Source organism: Sphingomonas sp. IC-11 (genome assembly GCF_021043365.1).
Classification (GTDB): domain Bacteria; phylum Pseudomonadota; class Alphaproteobacteria; order Sphingomonadales; family Sphingomonadaceae; genus Sphingomonas.
The window spans coordinates 41,967-58,033 of record NZ_JAJNDU010000002.1; the positions used below are offsets into that span (position 1 = coordinate 41,967).

A 16,067-nucleotide genomic window follows, 5' to 3' on the forward strand; every position below is an offset into this window, starting at 1 on the left:
TCGACTGACTCGAGGTAAACTTGTGAGGGAATGACAAACGCACTTGAAGCCGACAAACATACGCAACATATGAAGTTGCATGAGAAGAGATAGCCGACTCTCGGGCGTGCTCCACGTCCTGCTCCACATGGCGGAACAGCCGGCTCCGGTCACATCGGAGGCATTGGCGCGTGCGATGGGCACGAACCCCGTGGTGATCCGCCGGATTATGGCGGGCTTGCGCGATCGGGGTTATGTCCGCTCCGGCAAGGGCCATCGCGGCGGCTGGACGATTGCATGCGATCTCGCGTCGGTGACGCTCCGCGACGTCTACGAAGCGCTTGGCCGCCCCGAACTCCTGGCGATGGGCAACCGGACCGAGGCGCCAGGCTGCCTTGTCGAGCAGGCGGTGAACGCTGCGCTCGGCGAGGCCTTCGATGAAGCCGAAGCACTGCTGCTCTGTCGGTTCGGCGAAGTCTCGCTTGCTGCACTCAGCGCCGATTTTCACATGCGCCTCGCCGAACGCGGCGGGTCGCTCGCCCTGGAGACCAACCATGCAGCATGATGTCGTGATCGTCGGCGGCGCTTTCGCCGGACTCGCCGCCGCCACTTATCTCGCTCGTGCGCAACGGCGCGTCTGCATCATCGACGTGCGCCGGCCGCGCAATCGCTTCGCCGACGCCTCGCATGGCTTTCTCGGTTTCGACGGCGCGGACCCGCAATCGATCCTTACCAAGGCGCGCGGCCAAGTGGCCCGGTATCCAGGCGTGACGATGATCGAAGCGGAGGCGACGGAAGCGCGCACGTTACCTGACGGATTCGCAGTATCACTTGCGAGCGGCGAGGAGGTCTCGGCGCGCAAGGCTATTCTGGCCTTCGGGCTGCGCGACACGCTGGAGCCGATCCCTGGCCTGCAGGAGCGCTGGGGCAAGACCGTGCTCCACTGTCCCTATTGCCATGGCTTAGAGTTTGCCGGCCGGCGCTTGGGCGTGCTGTTCCGGACGCCGATGTCAGCACACCAGGCCTGCCTGGTCGCCGAATGGGGGCCGACCACGCTGTTCTTGAACGGCGGGCAGCTCGATCTCGAGAGCGCGGAAAGGCTCGCGAAACATGGCGTGAGCGTCGAGGCGGGCAGGCTGGCGCGGCTGGTCGGGGAGAATGCCGGCTTGTCTGCCGTGGAGTTCGAGGACGGGCGTACAAGGCCGGTTGAGGCGCTTTATGTGGCCCCGCAATCCTGCATGGCGAGTCCGATCGCCGAGCAGCTTGGCGCCGCAATCGACGAAGGCCCGTTGGGGCCAGTGATCAGGACCGATGCGGACAAGATGACCACCGTACCCGGCCTCTATGCCGCTGGCGACATCGCACGCGCTCCGCATGCGGTCAGCTGGGCGGTTGCCGATGGGGTCACGGCGGGGACCGCCGCTCATCGTACCCTCGTGTTCGGCTGATCGGTCGCTCCCAGGCAACCCTTCACCGGCCCCTCGATGGTGACGACCTAGGCGCAGAGCACGCCGCGCAAGGTGCCGGGCTTGCTATCCAGGAAGATGCGATTGGAAGCGCCGGCGTGCAGATGCACGCCGGCGCCGATACTCAAAACGAGTGCCGCATGCCGATCGCAAGGCTGCGACCGCGTAGCGGTGACTGGTCCTTCACGAACGAGGTGTGCGCAAAAGCCAGCTCGTTGAGCAGGTTGGTGCCGCGCACATATAGTTCCACCCCCTTGGTCTGTCCAAGATCGAGGCGGTAGCTGAGCGTGGCATTGAGCATGTCATAACCCGGCGTCGGCGTCTCGTAGGCAGCCACCTTATCCTGGGCGAAGGTGTGATAGTATTCCACATCGCCCGACACAGCGCCTGCCGAAAGGTCATAGCGCGCGCCGAGACGCCCGGGCGGGATGCGCGGCAGATTGTCGTCCTCGCGCTTGAGGTCGGCGTCGACGTAGTCGCCGAACAACGTGAGGCGCGACGATGGGTTGAAGGCGTAGCTCACTTGGCCGTCGATCCCGGCGAAACGCGCAGCCGCCGCGGTGTAGACCAGGAAATTGTGCGGTATACCGGTTTCGGTTTCCGTCTCCTGCAGGCGTGCAAACACATAGTCGTCCACGCTCTGGTAGAAGAGACCGACTTCGAATTCGAGCAGACCGCCCGTCTTTCGGAACGTCAAATTGATCGCGTCGGTTTTCTCCAGGACATCTTCTGCGGAGAGGCCGGCCTCTCCCAGGACCGGATTGCCGACGGCGAGCCCGAGCTCGTAGCTGTTGGTGGCCAGATTGTTGCCGCGCGCATAGAGTTCGCGCACGCTTGGGGCACGTTCGGTATGCCCGAGAGAAAGCGCCAGCGCATAACCTTGCCCCACATTCCAGGTAGCGCCGAGCGACGCCGAGAACGGATTGTGCCGCACAGTTGGATTCCGCGCCCGGAACGCGTCGACGTCCTCGCTTTCAAGGATGTTCTTCCAGTCAGTTCCATACCATTCGACGAACAGGGCCTCGACGTCCGGGCTCAACGTGGAGCGCCAGGTCGGCACCGTTACGTCGATCCTGCGCCAGTCCTTGCGCACGGCTGCCTCGATATCGAGCGCGCCGAACGAGCGGCGCTCGGTGAGGAAGATTCCCACATTCTCGGTCAGGAAATCGGGGTTCCCGTCGAAGCCATAGGCACCCTCAGGGAAGGGCTTGTGGAGGTCGTTGACGTTGATCCCGCCGAACCTTCCGTCGGTATATTGCACGCCAAGCGTGCCGGCGAAGCCAAGAACCGGCTTGTGGGTCAGCTCCAGGCGCCCGTCCCAGACCTCGTTCGTGAAGCGCGTGAACAGGAGATCGCCGTCGACCTCGTCATGTGCATAATCGGTATAGGAGAGACGCAGCCGCGCGTCGGAGAACCCCGGCAGCAGGTCCGTATAGTCTGCACGGACATCCACCCGGTCGCTGTGCAGCCTGATCGCGGCGGTATGATCGTCCGGCCCGCCGAACGGGTCTTCAAAGCTGCCATGCGCTGCGCAATGGAGGTCGAGGCCATGGGTGTGGCAGACAGCGTTTCGATGGCTGTGGCCGGGAAGCCCATATTCGCTTTCCATTCGCGAATAGGCAGCGCCGATATAGCCCTTCGATGTGATCCAGGAAGCGCCGACGGCGTAGCTGGTGCTCTCGGCAAAGGAGTCACGCAGGCGGTCCGACCCATAGGCGTCCGGCACGTCGTAATCCTCTGCCGCGCGGCGCGCGCCTTCGGCATGGACCGCGAACTGGCCGACACCCGCGGTTACGCGGCCGACCACCGTCTTTTCCTCGTCGCCGGTGCCGTAGCGGACCTCGGTTGCCCCGGTGACGCCGCCGACCGGAACCGACTTGGGTACCTTGCTGTCGACCAGGTTGATCGCGCCGTTGGTGGCGTTGCCGCCATAGCGGATCGCGGAAGGCCCCCGCTGAATTTCGATCGCTTCGAGCAGCAACGGATCGGTGGTGATCGCGTGGTCGGGTGAGACCGAAGACGCATCGAACAGATTGGCGCCGTCGCTGAGCACTTCGATACGTGGCAAGGTTTGGCCGCGGATCACCGGACGCGAGGCGCCGCCGCCGAAATTATCGAGGTGAATGCCGGGAAGGCCGGCGAGCGTCTCGCCCAGACCGCCTTGGCGCCGGTGGACGAGCGCATCGCCTTCAAGCACCTGAACGGGCAGGGCGCTCTCTTCGGTCTTGAGCGAGCGGCCGGTGACCACGATGTCGCTTGAACCGTCCCCGCCGCGCCGCTGCCGGTGCCGATCGTTCTCCGCTTGCGCGTCGGATCCTGACTGGCTCCAAGCCACTGACGGCGCAAGCACCAAAGCGGCTGTGGCCAGCAGCGCCGCTGCGCCGCGGTTATCGGGAAAACGCATCGTGTTCTACTCCACCCTTTTTCACAGCGACGAGTACGTAATGTTATACCGTATCGTCAACGTACAAAGTGTGGAATGCGGCGGAACGTTCATGTGTCCGCAGACATACCGTGTTGGTCGGCTCAGCCCGCCTGCCATACCCAGACCTTGCAGCAGAGCTGCGCGTGGGGCGCCCGACTGTTCACCTTCTAGGATCGCGTGGCCCAATGCGAGCGTGACACCTTCCGCGGCTTTCAGGCAGCAACTCGACCCTGCCGAATGACCGGAATTAGGGCGCGTAGCGGACGAATGAGTGTCTTCAGACGAGCGGCCGTTCATTTCACTTGAGCGCCTTTGGGCGACCGCTCGACGAAGAACTGATGCTCCGATTAAGACAGGCCTGATTTATCCAGCCCAAAAGCCTTGTCTTGCGACCCGGGCACCGACCGGAACGCGATCGAGGCGCGATTCCAAGCGTTGATTACCATCACCATGTAGGTGAGGTAGACGAGCTCATCTTCCGAGAACTGCGCGCGCACTTGCGCGTAGGTGTCGTCTGCCACGCCGTGCGGCGCCAGGCGGGTGAGCGCTTCGGTCCACGTCAATGCGGCGCGCTCACGGTCGTTGAACAGGGTCGACTCACGCCAGATCGCGACGTGGTGGAGGCGCAGTTCGCGTTCGCCGTGCAGCTTGGCCTGTTTGATGTGCATGTCGAGGCAGAAGGCACAGCCATTGAGCTGTGACCCGCGTATCTCGACCAAGCTCAGGATGGTCTGCTCGACCGTCCCCTTCTTGAGTGCGAGGGTAAGCTCGGTGAGCTTCTGCGTCAGTGCCGGCACTTGGCGCATGTGGTTCAGTCGTTCGGTCATGGTCCGTAGATCCAATAAGTTGGGGAGTGTCAGGGCTTGGCTTTGACCGCCAAGCGGAACGGCGCGCCAAGTCGATTGAAGGCATTCATCGCCGCGATCGCTATCGTCAGATCGACCAGATCGCGCGGCTCGAACACTGCCGCTGCGGCGGCATAAGCCTCGTCCGAGGCATGGGTCTCGCTCACCCGCGTTACCTCCTCCGCCCAGGCAAGCGCCGCGCGATACCGTGGCGCGAACAGGTGGGGCACCTCAGCCCACACCGGCAGCAGTGCCACCTTGTCGAGCGGCATCGTCTTGAGCAGGTCGCGCGTATGCAGGTCGATGCAATGCGCGCAGCCGTTAATCTGCGACACGCGCAGGAACACGAGGTGGATCATTTCTTCCGGCAGATTGGTGCCCGTGGTTACGTAGTGATGCACGCCGAACAGGGCCTTTGCGCCCACGGGCGCAACCTCATGCCACACCGGCCTCTTGGTCTCGTTCATGCCATCGCTCCTTTTGCAGCAGCGTCCAATCGACGCTTGCTGCACTGACGAGGCAGGCTCCGGCGATGTGACATGTCCAAAGTATTTTTGGTTCTGCCCGCGACCATGTCACACTGCAGCGAGCTGGCTCGTCAGATCAGGGGAACCATTGGAGCGACGCAAGATGACGAAGGTCGACGGCGTGGAGGCGCCAGCAAAGACGATCGAACCGAGCACTCGCCTGGCTGACTTTCAGCGCGAGCGTAAGCGGCTTATCCGCCTGGCCTATCGGATGCTCGGCTCGTTCAGTGAAGCCGAGGATGTGGTCCAGGATAGCTGGTTGAAATGGGAGCAGGTCGAGGGTGGCGTTGACTCCTCCGCTGCCTATCTGACGCAGGTCGTCACCCGGCTGTGCCTCGATCGCCTGAAATCCGCTCGCTCGCGCCGCGAAACCTACATCGGCCCATGGCTGCCGGACCCGCTGGTGGGCTCGACCGATCCCGATGAAACGATTGCCGACGATATCACGGTCACGCTGATGCTCGCCATGGAGCGCTTGTCGCCGTTGGAACGCGCAGCTTTCCTTCTCCACGACGTATTCGATATCGCTCTGAGCGAAGTCGCCGTGACGCTTAGTCGCGAGCCGGCGGCGGTGCGCCAGCTGGCTTCTCGCGCACGCAAGCATGTCCAGGCCGCACGGCCGCGCTTCAGCGTGGAAGCAGCCGAGGCAAGCCGGATCACTCAGGCGTTCTTCGTTGCCGCACGCGATGGCGATACCGCCTCACTTGCCTCGTTGCTTGCCGAAGAGGTTGAGATCCATTCGGACGGCGGCGGCAAGGTGCTCGCCTTCCGTAACGTGATCCGCGGCGTTGATCGGGCACTGCGCTTGTTCGCCGGACTTCGTCGCAAGAATGCGCCGACCGCCCAGCTGCTGCACACCGCGACGATCGATGGGCTGCCTGGCTACATCAGTGTCGATCGCGGCATCGTGCAGACTACCGCCCTCGATATACGCGCCGGCAAGATCACAGCGATCTACATCGTTCGCAACCCCGACAAGTTGCAGCATCTGGCAGGCGCAATGATCGGCTAGATCAACCGACCGAGCCTCCACGCAGAACCACGCAGAACGGCCGCTTCTAGGCGTGCCGGGAGCGAGGCTGGAGAGTGGGAATTAAAGCGCTAAGCGGTCGTGAAGCGCTCGGTGAATGAGAGTCTGCTTCTGGAGAGCGGATAGCCGGTCTGAAGGTTCGGGAATGGGTCGCCGTAGCCGCTGAACGGTCGATCGCCACATGATCAATCTCGACCGCTCGTCGCGCCAATCGCGTCTAGAATGTTCTGCCTGGTAAAGTCGCGGCTTCCCCGTTTCTCCGTCTTCACTGATGCGCATCTTCCATCATCATGCCTGCTCGGGTAGAAGTTGATTAACGAGGTCGCGGTCGTCTGCCATAGTCGTGGCACGAAGCGCGACGACGCTCCCGAAGTGCAGATGCAGCTTTGTCGCAGCGGGGGCATCGTCAACCGAGATGGAGCTTACTCGATCTCGGCAAACAGTTCGGAGATGGGAACCTCCGAAGCGTCTGCCAGGCGCTGCACCACCGTGATGGTCGGGTCACGCGCACCGCGCTCGATCCCGCTGACGTACGGGCGATCAATCCCAAACTCGAGCGCGAACTTTTCCTGGCCTATGCCCTTCGCCCGCCGCAAGCAAGGGCGGCTCCCAGCCACGGCGACCGGGTACACCAATGAAGCACGTGCTTTCTTCGACGCTGATCCTGGCACGATGTGGATCACCTTCGCCCGTGGCCGGATGTGGTGGTCAGCGCCATTGGCGAACGCCGCGCATCCGTGACACGCGCTGCCAACGGATGTCGCCAGCGAACAACGGACCCAACCGATTCTACCAGTGACGCACGGTCTCGTGGCAGATGTCGACCCCGCGCTCGAACAGCGAATTCTCGACGTTCCGCAGCGACAGCGGAAACCGCACGTACATCATCACGACAAGCCGGATCACCTCGATTGACGAGTTGAACCGGCGGAACGGCCTGGGCGGCTTGGCTCTCGATCGGCGGCTGATCACGCCGAGCTAGCAGCGCTCGCCAGGCGTTGCCACGTTGGTTTGACAGGCCCAGTTCAGGTCCTTGTTGCCGGAGTTGCTGTTTGAACGGGCAGATGACGGGCAAGGAAGTCGAGCATGGCGGCGTTGAACGCGTCGTTGCGATCGCCCGCGATCATGTGCCCGGCGCCCGCCACGTCGGCGACTTCCGCCCAGGGCAGTAGAGCACGGAAGGCCGCGACGCTTTCGTCGGAGACGATGTCGCTGCTGAGCCCCCGAACGAGCATCAGCGGAAAGGGCGCGCCTGCCGCGATCCGGTCGGCGGACACGCGTACCGTGGCGTGGTGCACGGCCGGCGCGGTGCCGATGATCTTCGGATCCCAATGCCAGCGAAGGCGACCGTCGGGATGCTCGCGCAGGTTGCGGCGCAGCGCGCTGGGGTCGCGCGGACGCGGACGATGCGGATTATAGGCGGCGACCGCGTCCACCGCCTCGTCGAGCGTCGCGAAGCCGTCAGTATGACGGCGCATGAAGCTGGTGATCCGTTCGATGCCGGCAGGTTCCGGATGCGGGGTGATGTCGACCAGCACCAATGCATCCACCGCCAGCCCCTGGGCCACGGCATGAAGCGATGTTGCGCCACCCAGCGACGCTCCCACCAGAGCGAGGGGCCTTGTCTCGCCTACCACCGCGCGCAGATCCGAAGCGCGGTGGTCCAGGAGATAGTCGCCTTCGGGCGACCACATGCTGTCGCCATGGCCACGGGCATCAAAGTTGATGACGCGATAGCCGCCAGCCACCAACGCGCGCACCGCCCCCGACCAGCTATGCCGCGTCTGCCCGCCACCATGGAGGAGCACGACAGTGGGTGCGTTCGCCGGCCCACCTTCGTCGAGGGCGATCGTCAGCCCGTCCGGTGTGCGAACGTCGCGCCGGCGCACCGCTTCAGCCGACATCGCGAGCGAAGCTCGGCACGTTGTCGGGAATGTCGACCCAAGGCAGCTTGCTTTGCGTCCAGACGTGGATGGTCGGAGCATAATTGCCGGGTTCGTCGGCAGTGCCGGCCTTTATCGCAACAACCGCAGGGTTGGCGGTAATCACCGACTGGATCGGTGAGCCGCACTGGCCGCAAAACTGGCGCAACACAGGTTGTCCGCTAGCAGTCGCTTTGTCCTCGAACGTCGTGATCGGCCCGTCGACCGTAACTTCACGTGACTTGGCGACGATGTTGACCGAGAAAGCTGCGCCCGACTGAGCGCGGCAGTTCGTGCAATGGCAGGCTGCCACCGCGAGGGGCGAGCCCGCGATCCGCCAGCTAACCGCACCGCAATTGCACCTGCCCGTGACCGCGTCTTCTGCCATTTTGCTCTCCTGCTTTTGTCGTCTTGCGCGAAGAATGGCCCAAAGCAGCTATTCTAACAACAGTAGATTACTTCCTTGCCCGAGGTGACAGTTGACGCTTCACCTGTATCCGGTTGACCAGCCGGCTGGTCATCGCAGCGATGAGGAAGCGAGATCGTGCCAAGACCAGTCAAGCCGATGATATCGCGTCGCGGGGCTGCGGAAGCGGCGCTTGCAGTGATCGACGAACACGGGCTTGATGGCTTCAACATGGCGCTGGTTGCCCAGCGGCTGGGGGTCAAGCCGCCCTCGCTTTACCATCACTTTCGCGATCGGCGGGAGGTGTTGGCGGAGGTGGCCTTGCTGCTGCTTGACCCCGGCGAGTTTGCGCTGGACGAAGCGGACTGGCCGGAGCGACTTATTGAGCTGTGCCTCAAGACACGCCGATCGTTGCTGGAACACCCGCGGGCCGCTTCGCTGATCCTCCAATATTTCCCGCGCCATCTTCTGCTGGACGAATATGACCGTGCAGCGCGCGAGGATCCACTCGCGGCCGAGTTGCACATGGCGGTGATCGAAGGGACGGAGAAGATCACGTTCGGCTCGGCCTTGTTCGAGGCGTTCGCGCGATCGGCTGACGTTCCCTCCTTCCCCACAGTGGATGCTGCGCGATATCCGACGCTCACGCATGCGCTCGCGTCGAACCCGTTTGCCGACGAGGAGCTGTTCGTCGAGACGCTGCGCATGTTCCTGGGGGGAGCCATGGCTCGGGCGGCAACGAAGAGCTGGGGCATGCGGCTGGCGCCCTAATCAGCGCGCTCCAGTCGCACCGGAATCGCCGACAGCCGCGGCATGGCGTTGATCGGCTGAACCGCACGATCGCGCGCCACCAGCCGCGTCGTGGACACGCCGTCGCGCAACGGATCGGTCGCATCGGGCAAGCCGCCCCAGCCGTGCGACATGGATACGACCCCCGGCCGGATCGCGGAATCGATCTGCACCTCTGCGATCACGGCATCATGCTCGGCCATCACGCGGACGCGGTCACCGTTCGAGACACCAAGCGTGTCGGCATCTACCGGCGCAATCCATGCCGGGTTGCGCGGGAACCGCTTTCGGGTGCCAGCAAGATCGCGGCCGAAGCTGTTCATCGTCTCTCGCTCGCGCCGGGCGACCAGGAGATGCGACGCTGACCCGCCCCGCACCGTGCGTGCGACAGCCAGGTCTGATCGGCACTGGCGCAACTCGACAAGCACGTCCGGGGGCGCGATCGTCAGCCGATCGCGCCGGCCTCCGCGGGCTGGTTTCACGGTAGGAACGGGGCGGTCGAACACCGCGCCGGAAGGACAGGCTTTCACGACGGACAGCGGCACGGTTGAGCCGCCTGCGAGCCGATCAAGCAATGCATCGCTGCTGGGGGTCTCATGCATGTCGAGTGGGCCGGCAAGGTCGAGTGACAGGCCAAGGCGCTGCGCGAGCGCGAAATAGACGCGCCAATCGTCGACCACGTCGGCCTCGCTCGGTGGGTCCACCAACGCGGGGGTATATTGCGCGAAGGGCAGTTCGAGGCCAAGCGCCTCGAGGAACTGTGTGTGGTCCGGGCGTTCGAACGGCTGCTTCACGGCAAAGACCACATCAGCGAGTCTCGCGGTTTCGGACCAGACCACGTCGCTGGTCACGAGCAGGTCGAGGCTGCGGAGCGCCGTTAGGGCGTGGCGCTGGTCAGGGAGGGCGTTGGCGGGGTTGGCGCCAATGCAGAACAGCGCGCGAATGCCGCCGGGTTCATCGCTCAGGATCTCGTCGGCGAGCGTTGCGGTCATCATCTGGCCGAACATCGTGCCGTAGCCGGTGACGCCCCGATGGCCGCTCTCCCACTCGCGGCGCGCCGGCCGGACCTCGGCACGGACTGGCCGGTCGGGGTTGAGCACGGGGAGGCGGGGCACCGGCTCGCCGGCACGCAGCAAGCGACCGCAGACGACGTTCAGCGTCTCGATCAGATGCTCGGCGAGGTTGGAGTGATCGGCCATGTTGGGGCCGGTGCCGCCACCGGCGCAGCCGCGACGGCCGTCGCGGGCGAACATGGCGGCGGCTTGGTGGAGCTGGCCGAACCCTAATCCGGCGCGCGCTTCCACCAGCGCGGGATCGAAGGCGCCGACGGCCTGGGTCAGCTCGGCGAGGCCCGCGACATGCTCGGCGCAGAAGGCCGCATCGTGCCAGCCTTCGCTCAGGATGATGTTGAGGAGCGCAGCGAAGATCGCGGCGTCGTAACCGGGAAGCGGTTGGAGAAACAGGTCGGCGTTCGCCGCCGTCTGGGTGCGGACCGGATCGATCACGATCAGCTTGAGGCCGGCGCGGCGCGCCTCCTTGATCTGCTTTACCGGATCATAGGGCGGCAGATTGCCCGACCATCCCGACAGGGAGACCATCGGGTTGACGCCCGACAGCAGCCAAACGTCCGCGCTCTTCAGCGGCTGGCGCCCAGCGAGCCAGCTTCCCATGCGGCCGATCGTCACCCACTTGGCCGACTGGTCGATCGTCATGGAGGTGAACAGCGACGGCGAGCCGAGCGCGCGCAGGAAGTCGATTGCGAGCGGTCGGTAGATGGCGTTGCAGGTCGCCTGCGTGCCGACATAAGCGGCGATCGCGCGCGGGCCGTGGCGATCGATGATCGGTCGCAGGCGCGTCGCTATGAGGTCGATCGCGTCGCCGAAGCCGATCGCCTCATGCGTGCCGTCCGGGCGGCGGCGCTGGTGTCGCAGCAGGCGCTTTGGGCCATAGTGGAACTCGGGCGAGGCGAGGCCCTTGCTGCACGCGAAGCCGCGGGTGAGCGGGTTCTCCTTGTCGCCGCGCACCTTGGTGACACGGCCGTTTTCGATGGTGGCGACGAGGCCGCACATCCCCTGGCAGATCCGGCAGAAAGTGCGAGCCTCGGTGGTCATGTGTGGCCGTGCTCTCTCGGCGCCTCACCGGTGAAGGCCAGGGCCCAGTTCGGAAGGTCAAGGTAACGACGCGCTGCGTGCATTGTCGACCTCACCGATATCGGGCCCCGGCCTTCGCCGGGGTGAGGCGGTGGTTAGATCGCATTGGCGAAGATCGCGGAACTCACCGTCGGCGCGCCCGGGCCGCCGGCGAGCAGGCACGTCCGCGCACCGGCGACTAGGTTGGCGCTTTCCCCGCGCAGCTGGCGGACTGCTTCGATGGGCAGGCCAATGCCGTGGATGAAGCCTTGCGCGAGATTGCCACCCGAGGTGTTGATCGGCAGCTTGCCGCCATCGACGATGAGGTTGTCGAAGCGGATCACCTCCGTCGCATTTTCGTAGGTGCAGAAGCCGTGATCGATTAGCGACATGACGCCCTGCGCGTCGAAATTCTCGTAAAGCTGGACCACGTCGATGTCGGCGGGGGTGAGGCCGGTGTCGGCATAAAGCCGCTTCGCCAGCCCGCGGAAGCCGGCGGTGACATAAAGGTCGGCGTCGTCATTTTCGAGCAGGTCGCCCCAGCCGGCCTCGGCGCCTTGTGCGCAGCCGAGCATATAGACCGGCGGCTTGGCCAGATCGCGCGCGCGCTCGGCGGACACCATTAGCAAGGCGCCGGCACCATCATTCTCGCGGCTGCAATCGAACAGGCGGAAGGGTTCGGCAATGAGGCGTGATTGCCGCAACTGCTCGACGTCGAACGTCTGGCCGTAGCTCACCGCCTCCGGGTTGCGGCTGCCGTGATGATAGGAGGCGCGGACCAGTTCCTCGACGATGTCGCGGGGGACGCCGTGGTGGTCGAACAACCGTGTCGCTCGCACGGCGCAGGCCTGCGCCGGCGAAACCATGCCGGTCGCGCGCAGGTGATCGTTAAGATGGTGGGCCATCACGGCGGCCGACATGCGGCCGCTCGACCCCTCTACCAACGCGCGGAAAATGACGACTGCGCTGGCCTGACCGGACAGGATCGCCGCCGCCGCGACGCCGAATGCGCCGGCGATCCCGCCGCCGCCGCCGCCCCAGACCTGCGCCGACCAGCGCAATTCGCGGCTGCCGAGTTCGGGCATCAGGCGGACGGGTTCGTTCTTGTCGTCGCCATAGGAGACGAAGCCGTCGATCTCGGCCGGATCAAAACCGGCCTCGTCGCAGGCAGCGAGGATCGCTTCCACCAGCACGCTGCGTTCGGGCAGCGGTGAGGCGCCGCGCTTATATTGCTTCAGGCCGACGCCGGCGATGGCGGTGGTGCCGTAGAGGGGATGCGTCACGCGGCACGGCTCCAGATGATGGTGGGAATGGAGTCGTCGCCGGCCTGGGTGCGGCCGATCTGGCCGGTCAGCTTTTCGCCCAATATGGGATCGATCCGGTCGGGATCGTCGAGCCGCCCGAGCAGGCGGATGCCGCAATCCTCAATCTCCGCCAGCACGGTCGTGAACGGCAGGCCGAGCGACTCGGCCCCGCCAAAGGCGTGCCACGTGCGTGTCCAGGAGAAGACCGTGGCCGCCATCGGCCGCTCGACCCAATGGACGCCGGTGGTGCCGCACGCGCCGCAGCGATGGCCAGCGGGCCAGATCCAGCGGTCGCAGCCGTCACAGCGCGGCAGCGTCAGTTTTCCCTCTTCCAAACCGTTCCAGTAAGGTGCGTCCGCGCCGTCCGCTCGGCTCATGCTCCGGTCCGTTCAACAGGTGTCCACTCGAGCGGCAGGTTCTCGAGCGCCATGACCGTGCCGGTGCGAACCGCGTGCTTTTCGCCTGCCACCGGCTTGAACGACGGGATTCGCTTCACCCATTCTTCAGTGAGGATGCGCAGCTCCGCGCGGCCGAGGACGTGGCCGATGCACAGATGCGGCCCGCTGGAGAAGGTGAGGTGCGCGGTGCGCTTGCGATCGATGTCGAACGCATTGGGTGCATCGAACTTTGCGGGGTCGCGGCTGCCCAGGCACAGGACGCACAACACCATCTCGCCCGGTTTGAATGTGGCCGCGCCGATCGTTTGTTCCTGCACTACGAGGCGCGGCGTGTTGACGACGCCGTAAAGGCGGATCGCCTCGTCGGCGAAGGCGGGGATCAGCGACGGGTCGGCGGCGAGGCGGGCCTGCAACTCGGGCATCTGCGCCAGCTGCTGATAGGCGAAGCCGGTGACGTTGGTGACGGTGTCCATGCCGCCGAGGAACAGGACGAAGCTCATGGCGAGGATTTCGTCCTCGTTCATCGTCCGCCCGCCGATGTCGACGGTGATGAAGTGGCTCATCAACTTGTCGTCGGGATTTGCGCGCTTTTCCTCGATCAACGCCTTCATCTCGCCCAGGATCAGGCCGGACAGGCGCCCCATTTCCTCGGCGTTGTTCTGATTGTCGAAGAATGCTTCCGCCAGTTCGCGAAATTCGCGCAGGCGGGCGAGGTCCATGCCCATCAGCTCCATGAAGACACTGACGGGGAAGACCTTGGACACGTCACCCTGAAAGTCGCAGCGGCCGCTCGCGGCGACCTGATCCACCAGCTTCTGCGCCCAATCGCGGATCTGCGGCTCGATCGCCTTGATCGCGACCGGGCCGAACATCGGCATCATCGCGCGGCGGTACGGCAGGTTCTCGGGCGGGTCGAGGCTCAGGGGGATGAAGAAGGGCGGGTTCGCGACACGCGGGATTTGCATTTCGCGAACGGAGAAATGCTCGGGGTCGGTGACAACAGCGGTGATCGCGTCAAACGCCTTCACGATCCAGTGACCGCCGTTCAGCGTCGTCCAGAAGACCGGCGGCGCATCGGTGAGCGCGGCGGCATAAGTGCCCTGCACGTCCTCGCCGATGCGCGCATCGGCATAGATGTCGAAATCGAAGACGAGTTCGGGCGGCACGTGCGCGGGCACGGGACGGGGCGCGGCGGCAACGGCGGCATGAGCGTTCATGTGAGGCTCCTCAGCGGACGCGCGAGAGGCGCTCGTGCGCCCCGGCGTAGAGTTCACGCACTGCGGGCTTGGACAGCTTCCCCGTCGCGAGCCGCGGCAGCGGATCGGCGGAGAAGGCGACGTAGCGCGGCACTTTGTAGTTGGAGAGGTTGGTGTCGCAGTAGCGGATCAGCGCCGCGACATCGATTTCGGCGGGGCCGTGATAGACGACAAAGGGCGTCTCGCCGAACTTGGGATCAGGCGCGGCGATCGCCAGTGCCTCGGTGATGCCGGGGAACTCGCACACCACACGTTCCACCTCGGCGGCGGAGATGTTGAGCCCGCCCGAGATGATGAGGTCCTTCAGCCGGTCAACGAAGGTGAGCAGACCGTTCTCGTCCAGCGTGCCAATGTCGCCGGAATAGAGCCAGCCGTCGCGGATCGTCTTCGCCGTTTCCGCCGGGTTACGCCAATAGCCCTGCATCATGCCAGGCGAGCGCATCACGATCTCGCCGGGCTCACCCGGATCGCAGTCCGTACCGTCGGGGCGCACGACCCGCAGGTCCATGAAGATGTTGCCCCAGCCGCATTTCTCGGGCGAGTCCATGGCGAGATGCTCGGGCATCATCGTCGCGTTGCCGCCAACCTCGGTCTGGCCATAGATTTGGCGAATGGTGACTCCCTTGGCCTTGTAGGTCTCCAGCAACTGGCGGCTGACGCGCGCGCCGCCCGCCGTGGCGAGCTTAATCGACGACAGGTCGGCGTCGGCGAACTCGGGCAGGGCGGCGATGAACTCGAAAAAGGCCGGCACCGCGCCGAAGCAGGTGATCCGCTCTTGCTCAATCAGCCGAAGCGCATCGGCGGGAATGAACTGCGGCACCATGTAGATGGTGCAGCCTTGGGTCGTATAATGCATCAGCTGAACGAAGCCGGCCGAGGTGTTGAGCGGCGCAAGGCTGATGACCCGCGATCCAGGCGCGGAACTCGTCTCCTCCACTGCCCAGCTGGCGGCATAGGCCGTCATCGAGCGGTTCGTGAAGACGACGCCCTTCGGTTTGGCGGTGGAGCCCGAGGTCGCGATGATGACCACTGGCGCATCAGGCTGCGGATCGTGCGACGGGGTGATCGGCGCGCCGTGGCGCAATGCGTCGATTTCCGTCATCGCGCGGGGCGAAAGACCGGCATCCGCCATATTCCTGCTATAAGCCGGATCAGCGAATGAGATGGCTGGTTCGGTGGTTTCGACCAGTTCAGCGATTTCGCGCGGGGTGTAGCGGAAGTTGACCGGGTTCACGATCCCGCCGGCGCGGATCGTGCCCATGATCAGGGCGACATAGGCGAGGCTATTGGTGGCACAGATAGCAACGCGGTCACCCGGCTGGAGCCCGTCGGCGATCAGCATCGCAGCAACCCGGGCGGACCATTCGTGATAGTCGCGATACGTGAGCACATCGCCGTCGAGGACCACGGCCGGCTGATCGCCACGCATCCTGGCCCACCATGCGATGGCATTCGGCAACGTCTGCGGCATACGTCCCTCTCCGACGCCAGCTTGGCCGGCGTACGTTCTCCTTGTTGTTACTGAAGCTAAAAAGGCGTCAACCTAATAGCAATAGTTTTTTCTCTATCTGGGACTTGTCGTCGTGCGTCC

At 64.7% G+C, this 16,067-nt stretch carries 15 protein-coding genes and 1 pseudogene; 4 read left to right on the forward strand and 12 right to left on the reverse strand.

The genetic code is table 11. From position 1 onward, the window contains the following. The first annotated feature begins 79 nt into the window (after nucleotides 1-79). Entirely contained in the window at nucleotides 80-544 is a 465-nt protein-coding gene (locus LQ954_RS08850; RefSeq protein WP_227772231.1) for an Rrf2 family transcriptional regulator, read from the forward strand. Then, nucleotides 534-1,427: an NAD(P)/FAD-dependent oxidoreductase gene (locus LQ954_RS08855; protein WP_231022785.1), complete on the forward strand. Its 894-nt coding sequence runs from the start codon at nucleotides 534-536 to the stop codon at nucleotides 1,425-1,427. The genes LQ954_RS08850 and LQ954_RS08855 overlap by 11 nt, the downstream gene beginning before the upstream one ends. A gap of 142 nt (nucleotides 1,428-1,569) precedes the next feature. Here LQ954_RS08855 and LQ954_RS08860 read toward each other — a convergent pair whose 3' ends face one another. From LQ954_RS08860 to LQ954_RS08870, 3 genes are all read right to left on the reverse strand, one after another. Continuing rightward, on the reverse strand, nucleotides 1,570-3,849 hold the full coding sequence (locus LQ954_RS08860) for a TonB-dependent receptor domain-containing protein (RefSeq protein WP_231022786.1): 2,280 nt from the start codon (nucleotides 3,847-3,849) through the stop codon (nucleotides 1,570-1,572). A gap of 368 nt (nucleotides 3,850-4,217) precedes the next feature. Then, complete coding sequence (locus LQ954_RS08865) at nucleotides 4,218-4,697, reverse strand: carboxymuconolactone decarboxylase family protein (RefSeq protein ID WP_231022787.1); 480 nt, start codon at nucleotides 4,695-4,697, stop codon at nucleotides 4,218-4,220. 29 nt (nucleotides 4,698-4,726) lie between these two features. After that, nucleotides 4,727-5,182 carry a carboxymuconolactone decarboxylase family protein gene (locus LQ954_RS08870; RefSeq protein ID WP_231022788.1) on the reverse strand — a complete coding sequence of 152 codons (456 nt, stop codon included), beginning with the start codon at nucleotides 5,180-5,182 and terminating at the stop codon, nucleotides 4,727-4,729. 163 nt (nucleotides 5,183-5,345) lie between these two features. Here LQ954_RS08870 and LQ954_RS08875 point away from each other — a divergent pair, with 163 nt between their 5' ends. Then, the gene (locus tag LQ954_RS08875; RefSeq protein WP_231022789.1) at nucleotides 5,346-6,254 is read left to right on the forward strand and encodes a sigma-70 family RNA polymerase sigma factor; all 909 of its coding nucleotides are present in this window, start codon (nucleotides 5,346-5,348) and stop codon (nucleotides 6,252-6,254) included. A gap of 440 nt (nucleotides 6,255-6,694) precedes the next feature. Here LQ954_RS08875 and LQ954_RS08880 read toward each other — a convergent pair whose 3' ends face one another. The 4 genes and pseudogenes from LQ954_RS08880 to LQ954_RS08895 form a co-directional block, all read right to left on the reverse strand. Beyond that, the gene (locus LQ954_RS08880) at nucleotides 6,695-6,868 is read right to left on the reverse strand and encodes a helix-turn-helix domain-containing protein (RefSeq protein ID WP_231022790.1); all 174 of its coding nucleotides are present in this window, start codon (nucleotides 6,866-6,868) and stop codon (nucleotides 6,695-6,697) included. 115 nt (nucleotides 6,869-6,983) lie between these two features. Further along, nucleotides 6,984-7,241: pseudogene (locus tag LQ954_RS16310) on the reverse strand (IS6 family transposase); the annotation flags it as partial. Nucleotides 7,242-7,297: 56 nt separating this feature from the next. Beyond that, nucleotides 7,298-8,176, reverse strand: a complete 879-nt coding sequence (locus LQ954_RS08890) for an alpha/beta fold hydrolase (RefSeq protein WP_231022791.1) — start codon at nucleotides 8,174-8,176, stop codon at nucleotides 7,298-7,300. Further along, entirely contained in the window at nucleotides 8,166-8,582 is a 417-nt protein-coding gene (locus tag LQ954_RS08895; protein ID WP_231022792.1) for a GFA family protein, read from the reverse strand. Before LQ954_RS08895 ends, LQ954_RS08890 begins: the two co-directional genes overlap by 11 nt. 177 nt (nucleotides 8,583-8,759) lie before the next feature. Between LQ954_RS08895 and LQ954_RS08900 the strand changes: the two genes are divergently transcribed. Further along, nucleotides 8,760-9,371 carry a TetR/AcrR family transcriptional regulator gene (locus LQ954_RS08900; RefSeq protein ID WP_231022793.1) on the forward strand — a complete coding sequence of 204 codons (612 nt, stop codon included), beginning with the start codon at nucleotides 8,760-8,762 and terminating at the stop codon, nucleotides 9,369-9,371. Here the strand turns inward: LQ954_RS08900 and LQ954_RS08905 are convergent. The 5 genes from LQ954_RS08905 to LQ954_RS08925 form a co-directional block, all read right to left on the reverse strand. Beyond that, a complete protein-coding gene (locus tag LQ954_RS08905) occupies nucleotides 9,368-11,500 on the reverse strand; it encodes a molybdopterin-containing oxidoreductase family protein (RefSeq protein WP_231022794.1) in 2,133 nt (710 codons plus the stop codon). The two genes, LQ954_RS08900 and LQ954_RS08905, sit on opposite strands and share 4 nt — an antisense overlap. Before the next feature lie 134 nt (nucleotides 11,501-11,634). Beyond that, nucleotides 11,635-12,801, reverse strand: a complete 1,167-nt coding sequence (locus tag LQ954_RS08910; protein WP_231022795.1) for a thiolase C-terminal domain-containing protein — start codon at nucleotides 12,799-12,801, stop codon at nucleotides 11,635-11,637. Further along, nucleotides 12,798-13,199, reverse strand: coding sequence for a Zn-ribbon domain-containing OB-fold protein (locus LQ954_RS08915; RefSeq protein WP_231022796.1), 402 nt, complete (start codon nucleotides 13,197-13,199; stop codon nucleotides 12,798-12,800). The genes LQ954_RS08910 and LQ954_RS08915 overlap by 4 nt, the downstream gene beginning before the upstream one ends. Further along, on the reverse strand, nucleotides 13,196-14,437 hold the full coding sequence (locus LQ954_RS08920; RefSeq protein WP_231022797.1) for a cytochrome P450: 1,242 nt from the start codon (nucleotides 14,435-14,437) through the stop codon (nucleotides 13,196-13,198). The genes LQ954_RS08915 and LQ954_RS08920 overlap by 4 nt, the downstream gene beginning before the upstream one ends. A 10-nt stretch (nucleotides 14,438-14,447) precedes the next feature. Then, the gene (locus tag LQ954_RS08925; protein WP_269142253.1) at nucleotides 14,448-15,947 is read right to left on the reverse strand and encodes a class I adenylate-forming enzyme family protein; all 1,500 of its coding nucleotides are present in this window, start codon (nucleotides 15,945-15,947) and stop codon (nucleotides 14,448-14,450) included. Nucleotides 15,948-16,067: the final 120 nt, after the last annotated feature.

Coding starts and splice junctions, on each gene's coding strand:
- LQ954_RS08900 (WP_231022793.1), top strand. CDS start 8,760: ATGATATCGCGTCGCGGGGCTGCGGAAGCGGCGCTTGCAGTGATCGAC.
- LQ954_RS08920 (WP_231022797.1), bottom strand. CDS start 14,437: ATGAACGCTCATGCCGCCGTTGCCGCCGCGCCCCGTCCCGTGCCCGCG.
- LQ954_RS08875 (WP_231022789.1), top strand. CDS start 5,346: ATGACGAAGGTCGACGGCGTGGAGGCGCCAGCAAAGACGATCGAACCG.
- LQ954_RS08855 (WP_231022785.1), top strand. CDS start 534: ATGCAGCATGATGTCGTGATCGTCGGCGGCGCTTTCGCCGGACTCGCC.
- LQ954_RS08905 (WP_231022794.1), bottom strand. CDS start 11,500: ATGACCACCGAGGCTCGCACTTTCTGCCGGATCTGCCAGGGGATGTGC.
- LQ954_RS08925 (WP_269142253.1), bottom strand. CDS start 15,947: ATGCCGCAGACGTTGCCGAATGCCATCGCATGGTGGGCCAGGATGCGT.
- LQ954_RS08915 (WP_231022796.1), bottom strand. CDS start 13,199: ATGAGCCGAGCGGACGGCGCGGACGCACCTTACTGGAACGGTTTGGAA.
- LQ954_RS08860 (WP_231022786.1), bottom strand. CDS start 3,849: ATGCGTTTTCCCGATAACCGCGGCGCAGCGGCGCTGCTGGCCACAGCC.
- LQ954_RS08890 (WP_231022791.1), bottom strand. CDS start 8,176: ATGTCGGCTGAAGCGGTGCGCCGGCGCGACGTTCGCACACCGGACGGG.
- LQ954_RS08870 (WP_231022788.1), bottom strand. CDS start 5,182: ATGAACGAGACCAAGAGGCCGGTGTGGCATGAGGTTGCGCCCGTGGGC.
- LQ954_RS08865 (WP_231022787.1), bottom strand. CDS start 4,697: ATGACCGAACGACTGAACCACATGCGCCAAGTGCCGGCACTGACGCAG.
- LQ954_RS08895 (WP_231022792.1), bottom strand. CDS start 8,582: ATGGCAGAAGACGCGGTCACGGGCAGGTGCAATTGCGGTGCGGTTAGC.
- LQ954_RS08850 (WP_227772231.1), top strand. CDS start 80: ATGAGAAGAGATAGCCGACTCTCGGGCGTGCTCCACGTCCTGCTCCAC.